At 72.4% G+C, this 18,046-nt stretch carries 10 protein-coding genes; 6 read left to right on the top strand and 4 right to left on the bottom strand.

What is annotated here, in order from left to right:
* Nucleotides 1–94: 94 nt before the first annotated feature.
* Nucleotides 95–859, top strand: a complete 765-nt coding sequence (locus OJ962_RS02220) for a SigB/SigF/SigG family RNA polymerase sigma factor (protein ID WP_202953228.1) — start codon at nt 95–97, stop codon at nt 857–859.
* Between the two features lie 36 nt (nt 860–895).
* On the opposite strand, the gene OJ962_RS02215 is transcribed toward OJ962_RS02220, so the two are convergent.
* Nucleotides 896–3,838, bottom strand: a complete 2,943-nt coding sequence (locus OJ962_RS02215) for a M64 family metallopeptidase (RefSeq protein ID WP_202953227.1) — start codon at nt 3,836–3,838, stop codon at nt 896–898.
* Between the two features lie 159 nt (nt 3,839–3,997).
* Between OJ962_RS02215 and OJ962_RS02210 the strand changes: the two genes are divergently transcribed.
* Nucleotides 3,998–10,837, top strand: a complete 6,840-nt coding sequence (locus OJ962_RS02210; RefSeq protein WP_202953226.1) for a S8 family serine peptidase — start codon at nt 3,998–4,000, stop codon at nt 10,835–10,837.
* 21 nt (nt 10,838–10,858) lie between these two features.
* Here the strand turns inward: OJ962_RS02210 and OJ962_RS02205 are convergent, their stop codons facing one another.
* Nucleotides 10,859–11,212, bottom strand: a complete 354-nt coding sequence (locus OJ962_RS02205) for a hypothetical protein (protein WP_270006148.1) — start codon at nt 11,210–11,212, stop codon at nt 10,859–10,861.
* A 66-nt stretch (nt 11,213–11,278) separates the two neighbouring features.
* On the opposite strand from OJ962_RS02205, the gene OJ962_RS02200 reads away from it, so the two are divergent.
* A complete protein-coding gene (locus OJ962_RS02200) occupies nt 11,279–11,686 on the top strand; it encodes an STAS domain-containing protein (RefSeq protein ID WP_202953224.1) in 408 nt (135 codons plus the stop codon).
* Between the two features lie 155 nt (nt 11,687–11,841).
* On the opposite strand, the gene ilvD is transcribed toward OJ962_RS02200, so the two are convergent.
* The gene (gene ilvD / locus OJ962_RS02195; protein ID WP_202953223.1) at nt 11,842–13,704 is read right to left on the bottom strand and encodes a dihydroxy-acid dehydratase; all 1,863 of its coding nucleotides are present in this window, start codon (nt 13,702–13,704) and stop codon (nt 11,842–11,844) included.
* A gap of 17 nt (nt 13,705–13,721) precedes the next feature.
* Here ilvD and OJ962_RS02190 point away from each other — a divergent pair, with 17 nt between their 5' ends.
* The 3 genes from OJ962_RS02190 (at nt 13,722) to OJ962_RS02180 (ending at nt 16,821) form a co-directional block, all read left to right on the top strand.
* Nucleotides 13,722–14,267 carry a TetR/AcrR family transcriptional regulator gene (locus OJ962_RS02190; RefSeq protein WP_202953222.1) on the top strand — a complete coding sequence of 182 codons (546 nt, stop codon included), beginning with the start codon at nt 13,722–13,724 and terminating at the stop codon, nt 14,265–14,267.
* Between the two features lie 20 nt (nt 14,268–14,287).
* Nucleotides 14,288–15,211: a universal stress protein gene (locus tag OJ962_RS02185; protein WP_202953221.1), complete on the top strand. Its 924-nt coding sequence runs from the start codon at nt 14,288–14,290 to the stop codon at nt 15,209–15,211.
* A gap of 134 nt (nt 15,212–15,345) precedes the next feature.
* Complete coding sequence (locus OJ962_RS02180; protein ID WP_202953220.1) at nt 15,346–16,821, top strand: multicopper oxidase family protein; 1,476 nt, start codon at nt 15,346–15,348, stop codon at nt 16,819–16,821.
* Here the strand turns inward: OJ962_RS02180 and OJ962_RS02175 are convergent.
* Nucleotides 16,818–17,912, bottom strand: a complete 1,095-nt coding sequence (locus OJ962_RS02175) for a helix-turn-helix transcriptional regulator (protein WP_202953219.1) — start codon at nt 17,910–17,912, stop codon at nt 16,818–16,820. The genes OJ962_RS02180 and OJ962_RS02175 overlap by 4 nt on opposite strands.
* Nucleotides 17,913–18,046: the final 134 nt, after the last annotated feature.

The following is an 18,046-nucleotide window of genomic DNA, read 5'->3' as shown; positions in this document are numbered from 1 at the left end:
CCCGCCTTTCGGACGGGATGAGACGGCGATCCGTCACTGTCGCATCTACGACATGGCCCGTCTAGTTCTCCGGCTGGCCGGACATGGCGGGAGTATGGCCCCAACTGCAGTATCCGGCCCAGAGCGCGTCCGTGCCCGCGACGAGGTCGCCGCCCTGTTCGAGCGCTACCGCGCCGAAGGCGACCCGTACGCGCAGGAGCAGCTCGTCGAGCGGTTCCTGCCGCTTGCACGGCATCTGGCCCGCAAGTACATCTCCGGCAACGAACGGGAGGACGTCGAACAGGTTGCGGCGCTCGGCTTGCTGAAAGCCATCGATCGCTTCGACCCCGGTCGCGGCCTCGCGTTCACGTCGTTCGCCGTCCCGACCATCCTGGGCGAGGTCAAACGCTACTTCCGCGACCTCGGCTGGACCGTGCGCGTGCCGCGCTCCGTCCAGGAGCTCGTGCCGCGCGTGGAGAAGGGCACGGAGGAGCTGACCGCCAAGCTCGGCCGCACGCCGACCGCAGACGAGGTGGCCGAGCGCTGCGGCGTCTCGGTCGAGGACGTGCTCGAGGCTCGCGGCAGCGCGAGCGCGCACCGCGCCGACTCGCTGGACCGTCCGGTGGCGGAGGAAGGCGAGGCCTCCCGCGGCGACCTGATGGGCGACGTCGATCCAGGCTTCGCGCACGTCGAGCAAGCCGTGGACGTACGCCGCATGCTCGCCTCGCTGCCCGAGCGGGAGCAGAAGATCGTGCGCCTGCGCTTCGAGGGCGACCTCACGCAGCGCGAGATCGCCGAGCACGTCGGCCTCTCCCAGATGCACGTGTCCCGGCTGCTCCGGGACGCGCTCACGCTGCTGGCCGAGCAGGCCCCGCGTTGAACGGGCGCCGGCCGAGGCCGGCGCCCGTAGCTCCCTTTACGGCTGGGTGGTGCTCAGCGTGAAGGTCAGCGTCTTGCTGTAGGTCCCGGTGCGCAGCGGGTCCTTGTCTTTGATGAGCTGCTTGTAGGTCACGTCGACCTTCTCGTTGGAGACCGGTCCGGTCCACATGGACTTGGAGAGCTCGACGCGCAGCGGCTCGGCGAGCGTGAACGCGCCGTTGGTCAGGTGACCCGGCTCGGACACGGTCAGCGCCGCGTTGCCGGCGGTGGAGATGACGTTGGCCTGCCCCGTGGTCGTGTAATCGCGCGTGACGCCCGGCACGAACGTCGGGAACGCCGGCACGCTGGCGAGCGTGAGCGAGAGCGTGGCCGGGACGGTGCCGCTGATCGGCAGCTCGGGGGAGACGGCGGTGGCGGCGCAGCCGTTGGAGGCGCCGGTGATGCGGTTGGCGGCGCCGAAGTCCTTGACGGCGGCGCTGTTGTTCGCGCACTCGAACGTGCCGTTGACGGTGTTGCCGGCCACGACCGGCCCGTAGGCACCGGCGAGCCGGCTGTAGCGCTCGTTGGCGGTGACCTGCGTGTTGCCGGTCAGCGACAGCCCGCCCTTGAACGCCGAGCCCGCGAGCGTGACGTCCTTGGTCGAGTTCGCGATCTTGGTCGCGCCGGTGACGGTGGAGCCGATGACCTGGACGGCCTCGGCGCCGTTCGCGTCGAGCGTGCCGCCGACCGTCGTGTTCTTGAGCAGGAGCGAGGCGCCCGCGGCGACCGTCACGGTGCCGCTGACGGTGGCGCCGTCGACGCAGGTGACGCCTTCGGCCGCGTTGATCGAGGCCTGGTTGCCCGTCACCGACGTGGCGCAGGTCAGCTGCGCCCCCGGCAGCGCCGTGGCGGTGTAGGACTCGGGAATCGAGTAGTTGCCGGCCGGGTCGATCGCGCGGTGTTCGACCGTGTGGGTGCCGAAGCCGGGGATGAAGCCACCGGACGGGTGGTCGTCCGGCAGCGTCTGCTCGAAGCCGGCCTTGGAGATGCCGCCCGTGCCGAGGTTGCCGTAGGTGAGCGCCTTGACGACCTGGCCGGAGTGGCGGAACTCGTACGGCGACTCGGGCATCGGCTTCTCCGGGAAGCCGAAGTAGACGAACCAGCCGTCGCGGTTGAGCCGGAACTGGCCCACGACGGCGGGCGTGCCCTCATACCCGGTGGTGTCGTCCTTCGGGTCCAGCCACATGTCCCAGCCGTTGAAGTAGATCCCGTGGTCGTCGCTGGTCGACTTGGCGGCCGGGGCCGACAGGCGGCGCGCCGCCGTCGGGTCGACGTTGTCGATCTTCCACTCGACCGAGTCCGAGAGCGCGCCGTCGGTGACCTTGGCCACCAGCGTGTGCGTGCCCGAGGGCAGGTTGAGCGACCCGAGGTCCAGCGTGCGGCGGTTCGCCGTGTTCGGCACCTCCGTGCCGTTGACCGTCCACGTCACGGGCAGCACCCGGTCGGCCGGGTGGTTGGTGTTCACGTACACGAACTCGTCGCCCGCGAGCGGACGCGTGTTGGCCGTGTGGGCGGTGATGTCCGCCGCGGCCGGGTCCGCCGTGACCGTGCTCTCGCCGACCGTCCACGTCCGCGTCTGCACGAAGCGCGGCCCGTTGAAGCCGGAGTCGGCGGCGGAGTTGTTCGTCGACGGGTTGCGCACCCAGTCGATGCCATCCGGGCCGACCGGGTCGCGGACCTCGGCGTGGATCGTCGTCCCGGGCGCGAGATTCAACGGCTCCAGGTCCAGGTTGCGGCCGGTGCCGATGACCGGCCCCGTCCCGCTGCCCGACCGCCAGGTCACGTCGACGGCGTGGAAGCGCGGGTTGCCGGGCTCGACCCAGAGGACCTGGTCCTTGGCCACGGCGTCCGTGGTCGGCGTGGTCTGCACGTTCATCTGGCCCGCGTTGCGCATGCCGGTGACGCGCGCGACCATGTGCTCGAGGCCGATCTGGTCGAAGTCGAAGCCGATCCAGCGCATCATCGAGTGCTGGGACGGGCGCTTCTGCCCGCACGGGTACGTGCCGCCGCCCTCGTGCGTCCCGATGATCCCGCCGGAGAGGCTCTCCTCGCCCAGCCAGCGCCACCACTTGACCTGACGCGTGAGCATCTCCGGCGCCGTGAGGAGCGTGTGGTGGAACGAATTCGGCTCACCGCCCGTGTAGCAGGGACGCACCACGTCGCGCGACGAGTACGGGTACTCGTCGGCCATCGTCCCGAGCGAATGCCCGAGCTCGTGCAGCGAGATCAGCGGGCCCTGCGGCGAGCCGCCGGAGGTCGTGGCCTGGGTGCCGCCGATGCCGCCGTAGGTGAAGGTGTTGAAGATCGCGAGCGTCTGGATGTTCTGCGAGGTGCGCGGGATGCCCAGAACCGGCGAGACGTAGTTCTCGATGATGCGGTTATGCGCCTGGTTGCCCGTCTCACACGGGTTCACGCCGGCGGGATAGTAGGCGGCGAAGTTCTCGCATCCGGGCGCGGGCGGGTTGGCGGGCGGGTTCGCGTACACCGTGCCGCGCGCCAGTGGATTCGAGCAGCCGCCGTCGAAAATCATCTTCAGCGCCGTCTGCTTGGTGTTGATGGGGCCCTCGCGCTCACCCGTGTCCCGGATCGTGCCGTCGGGATGCCGCTTGCGGCCGTCGGGGTCGCAACGGACGCCGTAGTCGATCGAGGCGAGTTCGACGGCGTAGACGTTGATGTAGTTGCGGTAGGTGCGGAACGGCTCGGTGGCCCACATCACCGCGAGGTTGCGGTCGAGGTCGGCGCGGAAGAGGCTCTGCTGGTCGGCCTGGTAGCCGTCGCCCATGACGATCAGGTTCAGGCGCTGGGTCGGCGGGCCCGTGACCTGGATCGGGACGACTTTTGGTTCAGGCAGCGGCGCCGGTGGGTCCTGCGCCTTCGCCGTCCCGGCCCACAGTCCGAACAGCAGCGCAGCGGCTACCAGCGCTTTCAGCGTCCTGCTCATGCAACAACCCCCATCCCTCGAAACCAATCCCTCTGATGCGACGCTAACCGGCGGAACGGCGTATCCGCATCGGACAAGTGCCTGAAGTGCGGGCCACGAACGTCGGACACTCGCTGAGCCGGAGTCCGTTGACGGGGGCAACCTGCCGATGACTCAGGCGTGGTCATACGTCTCCGCCTGTCCGTCGCCCTGCTCGCGCTCGTCGCGGCGTGCGCGCCTGCCGCCACCGCGCAGGCCGCGGTCCCCCCGCAGCAGGTGGAGGCTCTGGACCGCCAGGGCGCCACGGAGATCGTCGTCCGGCGCGAACCGGGGCTGACCGCCGCCGAGCGCGCCGACGTGCGTGCGGACGCCGGCGTGGAGCTCGAGCGCCGCAGCACGCTGCCCGACACCGAGCTCGTGCGCGCCGAGCGGGGCGACCTCGCGGAGGCCGTCGCCGAGCTCAACCGCGACCCGGACGTCGTCTTCGCCGAGCCCGTCACCGTTCAGACGGCGCAGACCGCCGACCCGTACTTCGGCTACCTCTGGGGCCTGGAGAACACGGGCCAGAAGATGTACGTGCCCAACGGCGGCGGCAGCTATTACCCGGCGGGCTACCCGGACGCCGACATGGACGTCCCGGAGGCGTGGACGCGCGCCACCGGCGCCGGCGTGTCGGTCGGCATCGTCGACACCGGCGTGCTCACCACCCACCCGGACCTGCTCGCGCAGCTCGCGACCAACGCGGGGGAGACCGGTACCGACGGCTCCAACCGCGACAAGCGCTCCAACGGCGTCGACGACGACGGCAACGGCTACGTCGACGACTGGCAGGGCTGGGACTTCGTGCGCGAGTACCCGCAGATCGGCGTCTCCGAGGGCGACTCGACGCCCGGCGCGGACAACGTCCCGCAGGACAATCACGGGCACGGCACGCACGTCGCCGGCACCGTCGCCGCGCAGGCCGACAACAACGAGGGCATCGCGGGCGTCGCGCCCGGCGCCAAGATCGTGCCGCTGCGCGCGCTCGGCGCCAGCGGCCGCGGCTCGAGCTTGAACATCGCGGAGGCCTTCGACTACGCCGGCAAGCTCGGCGTGCGGATCGTCAACGCCAGCCTCGGCGGCCCCGGCCTGGACCAGTCCCAGCTCGCCGCCATCCAGGCGCACCCGAACACGCTCTACGTGATCGCCGCCGGCAACGACAACACCAACGTCGACGCCACGCCGTACGGCCCGTGCGCGCTCCCGGCCGACAACATCCTCTGCGTCGGCGCCTCCGACGAATACGACCGCAAGGCGTCGTTCTCCAACTACGGCAACGCCAAGGTCGACGTCTTCGCGCCGGGCACCGCGATCCTCTCCACCTACGTCGGGCCCGCGTACGCCTACCAGCAGGGCACGTCGATGGCGTCCCCGAACACGGCGGGCGTCGCCGCGCTCGTGCTCTCGGCCCGCCCCGGGCTGAGCGCGCTGGACGTCAAGAGCGCGATCATGGGCTCCGTCGACGCCAAGCCCGAGCTGGCCGGCAAGGCGCTCACCGGCGGCCGCGTGAACGCGGACCGCGCCGTCTCCGGCGCGCTCGGCGGGCGGCCCGTGAACGTCTCGCCGCCGATCATCACCGGCACGCCGCGCCAGGGCGCGACGCTGAGCACGTCCCCCGGCATGTGGAACCCCGCCGGCTCGACCTACACCTACCTGTGGCAGCGCTCGCTCGACAACGGCGCGAGCTGGACGACGATCCCCGACGCGGCCGCCTCCACCTACGTCCCGGGCGTGGCCGACATCAACGCGCTGGTGCGCGTGACGGTCGTCGCCACCAACCCGTTCGGCGCCGACAGCGCGACGTCCGCGCCCGTCGGCCCGATCGGCTCCGGCGCGCCGGTCAACACCGTGCGCCCGGCGATCGCGGGCACGCCCCGGCGCGGCCAGACGCTGACGATCAACCAGACCTGGAACCCGACCGGCACGACCTACAACTACCAGTGGGAGCGGTCCGCGGACGGCGTCACCTGGGACCCGATCGGCGCGGACACCGCCAGCTTCACGCTCACCAGCGCCGAGCGCGAGCTGCTGATCCGCGTCACCGTCAAGGCCACCAACCCCTACGGCCAGGCGACGGTGACGAGCGACCCGGTGGGCCCCGTCACCTGGGACCCGCCCGTCAACAACGTCGTGCCGTCGATCTCCGGGTCGAGCCTCCAGCGCTCCTCGACGCTGTCGGCGAACCCGGGCACGTGGAGCGGCGCGGGCAACGGGGTCCGCTACCAGTGGCAGTCCTCGCCCGACGGCACGACCTGGACGGCGATCGGCGGCGCGACGGCGTCGACCTACCAGCTGGCCAAGGCCGACGAGGGCCTGTTCGTGCGCGTGCTCGTGACGATGACCAACCCGGACGGGACCGCCGACCGCGCGAGCGCCGCGACGACCGCGATCGTCGCGCCGTTCCCGCCGGCCAACGTGAGCAAGCCGACGATCAACGGCACGCCGCAGCGCGGGCGGGCGATGACCGCCACGCGCGGCACCTGGACCGGCCCGGACAACGTGTACGCGTTCCAGTGGCAGCGCGACTTCGGCGAGGGCTGGGTCGCGATCGACGGCGCCACGGGCGGCTCCTACACGCTCAAGGCCGAGGACGTCGACGCGCTCGTGCGCGTGCTCGTGACCGCCTCCAACCCGGACGGCGTGATCGTCGAGGCCAGCGACCCGACGCCGCCCGTGCTCGCCGCCGGCCCGCTCAACCAGACGCCGCCGGCGCTCACCGGCACGGCGCAGCGCGGGCTCACGCTCACCGGCACCACCGGCACCTGGAGCGGCACCGGCAACGGCTACAGCTACCAGTGGCAGTCCTCGGCGGACGGCACGACGTGGACGGACGTCCCCAACGCCAAGGCGACGACGTACACGCTGGTGACCGGCGACGTCGGACGCTTCCTGCGCCTGCAGGTCACGGCCACCAACGCCGACGGCACCCTGCGCGCCACCACCCCCGCGAGCGCGCGTGTTATCGCCGCGCCGCCCGTCAACACCGTCGCGCCGAGCCTCACGGGCACGGTCCAGCGCAACGGCGCGCTGCTCGCCAACCGCGGCACCTGGAGCGGCAACGGCAACGTCTACGCCTACCAGTGGCAGCGCGACGGGGTCGACATCGCGGACGCCACCGGCGCCGGCTACACGCTGACCGTGGACGACGTCGGCAAGCGCGTGCGGGTCGTCGTGACCGCGACCAACCCGGACGCGACGGCCACCGAGGTCAGCGCGGCGTCCGTGCCCGTGCCGAGCTCACGGCCCGCCAACACCGCGCCGCCCACGATCAGCGGGACCGCCCGGCGCGGCTCGACGCTCACGGGCGCGGCGGGCAGCTGGGAGGGCATCGACAACAGCGTCAAGTTCCAGTGGCAGTCCTCGCCCGACGGCACGACGTGGACGAACATCGCGGGCGCGACCGGCTCCACGCGCGTGCTCGCGACGAGCGACGTCGACAAGTTCGTGCGCCTGTCGGTGACCGTCACCAACGCCGAGGGCAGCGCGACGGCCGTGAGCGCGGCGACGGCCAAGGTCCTGCTCAGCCCGCCCGTGAACACGGTCCGCCCGGTCGTGAGCGGGAGCGCGCAGCGCGGCCAGACGCTCGTCGGCACGCTCGGCACCTGGACCGGCGCCGACACGGCCTACGACTACCAGTGGCAGCGCTCCACCGACGGCACGACGTGGACGAACATCTCCGGCGCGACCCGGCTCACGTACGAGCTGGCCGCGGGCGACGTGGGCGCGGCCGTGCGCCTGCGCGTGACCGGCACCAACCCCGACGGCACCGCCGCCGCGATGAGCACGCCGACCGCGACGGTGCCGGCCGCCCCGCCCGTCAACACGTCCGCCCCGACGATCAGCGGCACCGCCAAGCGGGGCTCGATCCTGCAGGGCACGTCCGGCACCTGGAGCGGGATCGGCAACGGCTGGACCTACCAGTGGCAGCGCTCGACCGACAACGGGACGACGTGGAGCAGCATCGAAGGCGCCACCCGCACGACGTACACGCTGGTCGCGGCCGACGTGGGCGCGATCGTGCGCCTGCGCGTGACGGCCGCCAACGCCGAGGGCACCGAGAACGCCGTGAGCCTCCCGACCGCGGCCGTGACCGGCGAAGGGCCGCTGAACACGGTCGCGCCCGTCATCAACGGTGCCGCGCGGCGCGGCTCGACGCTCACCGCGCTCGCCGGAACCTGGAGCGGGGCCAACAACGCGTACGCCTACCAATGGCAGCGCTCGGCCGACGGCACGACGTGGACCAACATCCAGGGCGCGAACGGCTCGACCTACGAGCTGCTGCGGGCCGACGTGGGAGTCGCGATCCGCGTGCTCGTGACCGCGAGCAACCCGGACGGCAGCAACGCCCGCGCGAGCGCCGCGACCGCGGTGATCGAAGCCACGCCGCCGGCCAACGCCGGGATCCCGAACGTGACGGGCGCCGCGCTGCGCGCGACCACGCTCGTCGGCACGCGCGGCACCTGGACCGGGCCGGACAACATGTACGTCTACCAGTGGCAGCGCGACTCGGGCTCGGGCTACACCGACATCGTGGGCGCGCTCGGCCTCACCTACAAGCTGACCGTGGCCGACGTCGGCGCGCGCGTGCGCCTGCGCGTCACCGCCACCAACCCGGACGGCAGCGTCTCGGCCTTCAGCCTCGGGACCGCGACGGTCCAGGGCAGCCCGCCGCAGGCGACCCAGGACCCGGAGATCTCCGGCACCGCGCGCCGCGCTTCCCGCCTCTCGTCCCGGCTGGGCGAGTGGCTGGGCATCGAGAACTCCTACGCCTACCAGTGGCAGCGTCGCGTCTCCGGCACCTTCCAGGACATCCCGGGCGCCACCGCGACCGTCTACGACCTCGCGGCCGCCGACGTCGGCACCGAGGTCCGCCTGAAGGTGACCGCGACCAACGCGGACGGCTCGGCGTTCGCCGTCAGCCAGCCCACGAGCACGGTGGCGGTCGCGCCGCCGGTGAACCTCGCCCCGCCGACGCTCAGCGGCCCGCCGCGCCTGGGCGGCAACCTGTCCGTGCGCCGTGGCGACTGGGCGCCGGAGGCCGAATACGCCTACCAGTGGCAGCGCAACGGCAACGACATCCCGGGCGCGACCGGCATCAGCTACCTGTTGGTCGCCGACGACGTCGGGGCGGTCGTGCGCGTGAAGGTGACCGCGTCCAACGAGGACGGCCGCACCACGGCCGTGTCCGCGCCCACCGCCACCATCGGGGCGCCGCCGGTGAACCTGGTCGCGCCGGGCGCGCCGTCCGGCACGCCGCGCCAGAGCGCCACGCTGACCGCCGAGCCCGGCACGTGGGACCAGCAGAACGTGACGTTCACCTACTCGTGGTTCCGCTGCACGGCCGCGCACGGGACGATCGTCACGGGCTGCGAGCCGGTCGGCGTCGGCACCGAGTACCTGCTGTCGGCGCAGGACATCGGCATGCGGATCGGCGTGCGCGTCCGCGCCGCCACGACCGGCGGCGAGGCGACGATCGACAGCGCCCTGACGGTGCCCATCGCCATGCACGCCCTGAGCAACACGACTCGGCCCGCGATCGGCGGCGACGGGTACCCGGGCGAGACGCTGCTCGGCGATCCCGGCCGCTGGACGTTCCCGAACGTCGACCTCACCTTCGACTGGCGCCGCTGCGACGCGGACGGCGTCACCGGCTGCCTGTCCGTCGGCGACGGCACGCCGCGCTTCCCGGTGACCGGCGCCGACGAGGCTCACACGATCGTGCTCGTGATCACCGCGACGTTCGCCGGCCAGACCGCGACGGCACAGAGCGTTCCGCTGGCGATCCGGCCGCGGCCCGTGCCCGTGTCCGTGGCCCCGCCGGTCGTGACCGGCCTGGCCAAGCGCGGCCAGGTGCTGACCGCGACCACCGGCACATGGTCGAACACCCCGTCCCGCTTCGCCTACCAGTGGCTGCGCTGCCTGAACGGCGACTGCCAGCCGATCTCGGGCGCGATGCTCGACAGCTACCGCGTGACCAAGGCCGACGAGGGCCACACCCTCGCCGTGCTCGTGACCGCCACCAACAGCTGGGGCTCCGGCTCCGAGCGCTCGGCCGAGACGGGCGCCGCGGTCGCCGGCCCGCCGGTCAACACCCACGTTCCCGTGATCCAGAGCTCGAGCCCGATCATCCAGCAGGGCGTGACGCTGACCATGACGAGCTACACCTGGGTCGCGACCGACGACACCAACTACAGCTTCTCGTGGGAGCGCTGCGACGCCAACGGGTGCGCGGCGATCCCGGGCGCGACCGGCGACCGCTACACGCTCGTCGCGGGCGACGTGGACTTCAAGATCGTCGGCGTGAGCACCGCGGCCAACGAGGACGGCACCGTCACCGCGCGCTCGGCCGAGACCGACGTGGTCTCGATCGCCGGCCCGCGCTGGAAGACGCTGCCGCTGCTGTCCACCAGCGCCGGCCGCGTCGGCGACACGCTGACCATCACCCCCGGCGTCTGGACCGGCCCCGCGCTTTCCAGCAACACGGTCGAGCTGATGCGCTGCACGAACGTCTGCGTCGCGCGCGCCGCGGACGTGCCCACTTACAAGATCGTCGACGCCGACATCGGTGCGATCCTGCGCGTGCGCGAGTCCGCCTCCAACGCAGGCGGCTCCACCGTCGTCTGGTCGGCCCGCTACGTCGGCCCGGTCGTCGGCGCCCAGGGCGCCTCGGCGGTCCTCTCCAGCCGCGAGGCCCCGCTGCGCAACGCCCGCGGCGAGACCCTCGCATTCGCGAGGCTCTCGGGCGGCACCGCCAAGGCCTCCGCCGCGGCGGCGAAGCCCAAGGGCGGCCGGAAGGTCGCGCTCCGTCGCCCGGCGAAGACCAAGGGCAAGCTCGTCGCCTGGGCCTGCCCGGCCGCGATCGAGGGCGCAACCACGCCGCCGCCGTGCTCGAAGCGCGTCACGCTCAAGAAGAAGGCGACGCTGGCGCTCCCGGCCGGCACGGACGGCAAGGTCCGCGTCGTCGTGATCCGCTCCCGCTAGCTCGCAGCGGGGGCGGTGCGCTCACACGCCCTCGCTGCGGAACCGGATCTTGTAACGGGTGGTGAAGCCTGGGCCCTTGTACACGACCGTCGTCGGCCGGCACTCGCCGTCCATGCCGGAGGGCAGATGCCAGTAACGCCAGTCGTCGAAGGGCGCCTTCGCCGTCTTGCGCCACCAGACCTTGCCGGTCCGGTCGTCGATCGCGCGCATGCGGACCGTGCGAGAGCCTCGGGTGCCGGCCTGCGCCCAGATCCCGGGGGCGATGGCGTCGCCGCAGACCAGCGTCCGCGGGATGGCCGAGATGAGCACGTCCGCTGACGCGGCCGGAGCCGAGAACGCGAGGACGAGGGCAACGACGAGTCCGATTCGCAGCATCGGCAGACCGTACGGGATCAGGACGAGGTTGGGCCGCGCGTCCGGAGGCATTCGAGCGTCTCGGCCATGGCCGCCTCGAACACGTCGCTGCGCAGATCGGTCGTCTGGATGACGGGCGCGTATCCCACCGGCGGCCCGTGGGTACCGTCGAGCCGGGTGCCCGACCCGAGGATCATCGCTCCACCCGCGGAGCTCGACATCGCGACGGTGGACGAGTTCCGCGTCGCGCTGGCCGACGCGCTCTCCGACGGCGCCGACGGGCTCGTGATCGACCTCAGCGAGGTGAAGTTCATCGACTCCACCGGGCTCTCGGCGATCCTGCACGCACAGTCCAAGCTCAAGCGCGACGGCCGCCGGATGGCGATCGTCGCGCCGCGCGGAACGGCCGCCGCGATGCTATTCACGCTCTCCGGCCTGCGCCATCAGCTGAGGATCTTCGACTCCACCCGGGCCGCCCTGCGAGACCACTCCTAGGGAAAGATTGGGGTGCTTGTTGGGGTGATCCCTGATGTAAGGGAGCCGCTGACCCACCACTATCCAGGTCATGCTTCTGAGCCCCCCGCGAACGGCTCCCCGGCCCCGGCCTCAGCGCCGGGACCGTGTGCCCGAGCCCAACGACGAGGCGCCCGTCAGGACGCGTTCGCGCGCACGCGCTCTTCGATGAGCGACACGTCGCGCACCGCGCCGCGGTCGGCCGAGGTGGCCATCGCGGCGTACGCCCGCAACGCCGGTGAGACCACACGGTCGCGACCCACCGGCGCGAACTCGGTCATCGCGTCGCGCCGCTCCTGCAGCTCCGCGTCGGTGATCGCCAGCTCGATCGAACGATTCGGGATGTCGATGTTGATGGTGTCGCCCTCTTCGACGAGGGCGATCGCACCCCCGGCCGCCGCCTCCGGCGAGATGTGGCCGATCGACAGGCCCGAGGTCCCGCCGCTGAAGCGCCCGTCGGTGATCAGCGCGCACGCCTTCCCGAGCCCGCGGCCCTTCAGGTAGGACGTCGGGTAGAGCATCTCCTGCATGCCGGGCCCGCCCTTCGGCCCCTCGTAGCGGATGACGACCACGTCGCCCTCGCGGACGCCGCCGCTCAGGATCAGCTCCACCGCGGCGTCCTGGGAGTCCACGACCCGCGCCGGCCCGGAGAACTTCAGGATCGACTCGTCGACGCCCGCCGTCTTCACGACGCAGCCGTCGAGCGCGATGTTGCCGTACAGGATCGCGAGCCCGCCGTCCTTGGAGTGCGCGTGCTCCACGGAGCGGATGCAGCCGTGCTCGGCGTCGGTGTCCAGCGACTCCCAGCGCTCGGACTGGCTGAACGCGGAGGCGCTCCGCTTGCAGCCCGGCGCGGCGTGGAAGAGCTCGATCGCCTGCTCGGACGCGGAGCCGCCGCGGATGTCCCACTCGGCCAGCCACTGCTCGAACGTCGAGTGGACCGTGAACACGTTCGTGTGCAGCAGCCCCGCGCGGTGCAGCTCGCCGAGGATCGCCGGGATCCCGCCCGCGCGGTGGCAGTCCTCCATCAGGTAGGTGCCGTTCGGCGCGAGCTTGCTGAGGCACGGCACGCGACGCGAGATCGCGTCGATGTCCTGCATCGTGAACTCGAGCTCGGCCTCCTGCGCGGCCGCGAGCAGGTGCAGCACGGTGTTGGTGGAGCCGCCCATGGCGACGTCCAGCGCCATCGCGTTCTCGAACGCCTCGCGGGACGCGATGCTGCGCGGGAGCACGGACTCGTCGCCGCCGTCGTAGTAGCGGCGCGTGATGTCCACCACGGCGCGGCCGGCGGCCTCGTAGAGGTCCTTGCGCGCCGTGTGCGTGGCGAGCGTGGAACCGTTGCCGGGCAGCGCGAGCCCGAGCGCCTCCGTCAGGCAGTTCATCGAGTTCGCGGTGAACATGCCCGAGCACGAGCCGCACGTCGGGCACGCGGACTCCTCGATGATCGCGATGTCCTCGTCGGAGACCTCGTCCGCGACGGCGTCGGCGATCGCGGTGATGAGGTTCACGCGCGTGCGCACCGTGCCGTCCACCAGCACCGCCGTGCCGCCCTCCATGGGGCCGCCGGACACGAACACCGTCGGGATGTTCAGCCGCAGGGTGGCGTTGAGCATCCCGGGCGTGATCTTGTCGCAGTTGGAGATGCAGATCAGCGCGTCGGCGCAGTGCGCGTTGACCATGTACTCCACGCTGTCGGCGATCAGGTCACGCGAGGGCAGCGAATAGAGCATCCCGCCGTGGCCCATGGCGATGCCGTCATCGACCGCGATCGTGTTGAACTCGCGCGGGATGCCGCCTGCGGCCTTGATCGCGTCCGCCACGATCTCGCCCACCGGCTTCAGGTGCGTGTGCCCGGGCACGAACTGCGTGTACGAGTTCGCTACCGCGATGATCGGCTTGCGACCGAGGTCCTCCTTCTCGACCCCCGCGGCGCGCAGCAGCGCGCGGGCGCCGGCCATATTCCGGCCATGGGTGACGGTGCGGGAACGGAGCTCGGGCATGGCGGTAAGGTAGCGGAATGGCCATTCCGCCGTGGTCCGAGCTCACGCTCGAGGAGAAGCGGGCGCGCACGCTCGCCGCCGCCGACGACCTCTTCGCCCGCGAAGGGCTGGACGTCGCGATGCCGCGCCTGGCCTCGGCGGTCGGCGCCGGCGTGGGCAGCATCTACCGTCAGGTCGGCGCCAAGGAGGACGTGATCGACGCGCTCGTCATCGAGCGCGCCCGCGCGCTGGTCCGGCGCTTCGAGGCCGCATCCCGCGAGCCCGACGCCTGGGCCGCCCTCGAACGCGCGACCTACGAGACCGCCCAGGACGGCGCGACCGACTTCCTCTCCCAGACCGCGTGGGACGACGCCGCCCAGCGTCGCCCCGCCGTGGCCGAGGCGCGCCAGGCCGCGACGGACGCGCTCGAAACGCTCGTCGAGCGCGCCCGCCCGTTCCTGCGCGACGACGCCACCCACGAGGACCTGCGGCTCGTGTTCAAGTCCACGCGCGAGGCCGGCCAGCTGGACCCGGCCGGCGCCCGCCGCCTCGCCGAGCTCGTGCTGCGCGGCATGCGCCGGTGACCGCCTTGTAGGTTGAGGGGATGGCCGCCGCTCAGCTCGCCATCGCCTACGACGGATCGCCCAGCGCGGTCACCGCCGTCCGCGTCGCCGGCGCGCTGCTCGCCGGCGCGAAGGCCACGATCGTGACCGTCCCCGAGCCGCCGCCGCAGCCGGTGCGCGGTGCGTCGCGCTTTTTGATGAACGTGCCGTCGGGGACGCTCGAGCGCGCGCTCGAGGAGATCGCCGCGCAGGCGGTGCAGGAGGCGCGCACGATCGCCGCCGAGGGGGTCGGGCACGCCGCCGGCCTGGACGCCGAGCCGCTGGTCACCAAGCCGCACACCCCCGCCTGGGAGGCGCTGCTGGACGCGGCACGCGGCGCCGACGCGCTCGTGTGCGGCGCCCGCGGGCGCAGCGAGCTCGCCCGCACGGTGCTCGGGTCCACCTCGACGAGCCTGCTTCACCACGCCGAGCTGCCGCTCCTCGTGATTCCCGATGACTGCGAGCCGGCGGACGGCCCGGTCTTGATCGCCTATGACGGCTCGCCCGCCGCGGACCGCGCGATCGACCTCGCCGGGCGCCTGCTGGCGGGCCGCGCGGCGGTCGTCGTCCATGTCTACGAGTCCCAGTACCGCGACAGCCGCGCCGTTCGGGCGCTGGCGCACGGTGAGGTCAAGGAGATCGTGCAGGCGCTCGACGAGGCGCTCACCGACGAGGCCGGCGCCACGACCGAGCAGGGCGTCGTCCGCGCCCGCGCGGCAGGCCTGGACGCGACGGGCGAGACGATCGAAGCGTCCCAGGGCGTGTGGCGCACCATCTCCGCGCTGGCCCGCGACCGCGACGCCGGGCTCGTCGTCACCGGCTCACGCGGCCAGGGCGGCGCGCGCTCGGTGCTGCTCGGGTCGGTCTCGTCGGGTCTCGTGCACCACGCCGAGGCGCCGGTGCTCGTCGGGCACGCCGATCAGTAGGCGCTCACCGCAACACCACACCCGCGCGTGTGGTGGTCACGAATCTGTCCCTCCAGGAAGTTGCTCGAGACAGATGGCAAACGATTGCCTACCTTGCAGCAGCGCGAGTGCAGCTGAGGGAGGGGAGCAGGACCGTGGCGCAGCCACAGACGATCGACGGCGACGTGACGCGACGTGGCTTCATGGGGGTCGCCGCAAGCGCCGCCGCCGTCGCAGGCAGCGGCGGGCTCAGGCACTGGGGAGCGCCGAGCCCGCCGCCGCGCGTCGAGTCGCTGGTCGAGCCGCCGCGCATCCACAGCTGGCGAGGCCGGCTCTCGGCCACGCTCGTGATCGAGGAACGCGAGTGCTTCTGGGCCGGTGCCCGCCGCACCGCGGTCACCTACAACGGCGGCGTGCCCGGCCCGACGCTCGTCGCCGACCCGGGTGACCGCGTCCACGTGCGGCTGGTCAACCGGCTGTCCACGCCGACCAACCTGCACACGCACGGCTTCCACGTGCCGCCCGGCGGCAACGCCGACAACGTGATGATCGACGTCCCCGCGGGCGGCACGTTCGACTACCAGTTCGACATTCCGCGCGACCATCCGGCGGGCCTGAACTGGTACCACCCGCATCCGCACGGCGACGGCTCACGGCAGCTGTTCGGCGGCGCGGCCGGCGCCGTCATCTTCCGCTCGGAGGCCGAGCGGCGCGGCGCGGCCGCGTCCGCGCGCGACCGCGTGCTGGTCCTGCAGGCGCCGGAGTGGGCCGCGGACGGCTCCCTCAAGCCGTGGTCGGCGAACCTGCTCGCCAGCCAGGTGCGGCTCGTCAACGGCCAGCAGAACCCGCACGTGGCGCTCAAGGCGGGGGAGACCGAGCGCTGGCGGATCGTCAACGCGTCGGTCAGCGACTTCTTCGACCTGCGCCTCGACGGCCACCGCCTGACGCAGATCGCCGCGGACGGCAACCCGTTCTCGCACACGGTCGAGACCGACGTCGTCCACATCCCGCCGGGCGGCCGCGCCGAGGTGCTCGTGCGCGCCGGCGCGCCCGGCCGCTACGCGCTGCACGCGCTGCCGTCCGACCACGGCGCCGGCTTCGTCTCACCCGACCTCGTGCTGGCGACGCTGGACGTGCTGCCGGATCGCCGCCCGCGGCGCGCGCTGAACCCGCAGCCGCTGCTGGAGCCGTTCTGCGACCTGCGCACGCTCCCGCTCGACAAGCAGCGCACGATCACGATGTCGATGACCGGCGGCTTCAAGATGGACGGGAAGCTGTTCGACCACGACCGCGTCGACCACGTCGTCGAGCTGGGCGCGGTGGAGGAGTGGACGATCGTCAACGACAGCGTGCTCGCGCACCCATTCCACATCCACGTCAACCCGTTCCAGGTGACGCACGTCAACGGTCAGCCGGTCGACGAGCCGGGCTACCGCGACACGGTCACGGTCCACCCGCGCCAGAGCATCACGTTGCGCACGGTGTTCGCCGACTTCACCGGCACGTCGCTGTTCCATTGCCACATCACGCCGCACTCCGACCTGGGCATGGTGGGCGTGTTCGAGATCGTGCCGCCCGGCGAGGGACGCGCGCCGCGCCCGAAGCCGCCCGGGTTCCTCTGCCGCCTCTAGGCGGCGCGGTGGACCGACGCGCTGAGGTCGTCGTAGTAGTGGTCGGCGAAGACCTTGGCGACGAGCTCGCCGCGGCTGCCGACCCCAACCTTCTCGTAGACGGCCTTGAGGTGGTCCTGGACCGTGTAGCGGGAGAGGTGCAGCTCGCGCGCGATCTCGCTCGTGGTCAGACCGCGCGCGAGCGCGCGGGTGACGTCGAGCTCGCGCGGTGTGAGCTCGTAGGCGTCGACGATCAGCGGCGCGACCTCGCTCGCCTTGGCCGGCTCGATCACGACCGCGGTGCCGTCGCCCGAGTGCAGGCGGTTGGCGTGGATGAGCAGCCACACGCCGCTGCGGGTGCGGGCGCGCGAGCGGCTGGCGACGCCGCGGGCGCGCGCCTCGGCGGCCGCGACCATCACCTCGCTCGGGACGATCGCGCCGTGCACCGGGTCAGGAAGCTCGTAGGCGGTGTCGATGTCCTGGAACCACGCGTAGGCCTCCGGCGTGGCCGTCTGCACGAAGCCGTCGCCGTCGACGATCGCCATCCCGACGCCGCGGCCGGAATCCGGCTTGGCCGGGTGCGAGATCAGTGACGCCCGCAGCGCGCGGCCGATCATCGGCGCGATCGCGTCCAGCAGCGCGATCTCGTCCGGCGCGAAGCCGGATGTGCCGGCACGGTTGGCGTGCAGCATGCCCCAGGTGCGCCCGCCGGCGTTGAACACCGCGCGCAGCTCCGCGTCGGCGTCCATGTGCGTGCGGATCTCGCGCCAGCGCGCGCTGCGCTCCGGCCGCCCGCCCGTCGCGGCGTGCAGGTCGGCGACCTGGTGCGGCCCGCGCGCGAGCTCGTCGAACTTGTTGAAGTCGGGCACCTCGAACTCGTACTCCCAGAACGGCCGGCACACCGTCTGCGGCATCTGGTGCACCACGCCCGCGCCCATCGCCAGCCCCGTCTGCGGATCGGTCGCGGCCATGAACAGCGCGTCGATCGGCACCGCCGCGCGGAGCTCCTCGGAGACCCGGTCGAGCAGCGCCCGGGCGGGCAGCCGCTCGTCGGCCAGGGCGTCGATCCGGCGTGCCGTTCGCGCGAACGCGAGGGAGGGGCTCGCAGTCATGCGCGGACCCTACGGACGGCCCGTGCGCGCCGCGATGCGGGTAGCTTCACCCGTGCAGGGTGGTTGACCGGCCTCCCCCTCAAACGTGGGGGTGCGGCGCGTCGACGTTCCCGCATCTGCGGGATCGACGGCCC

Source organism: Solirubrobacter deserti, assembly GCF_027587175.1.
In the GTDB taxonomy this organism is placed as follows: domain Bacteria; phylum Actinomycetota; class Thermoleophilia; order Solirubrobacterales; family Solirubrobacteraceae; genus Solirubrobacter; species Solirubrobacter deserti.
This window is presented reverse-complemented; position numbering and strand designations above follow the sequence as displayed.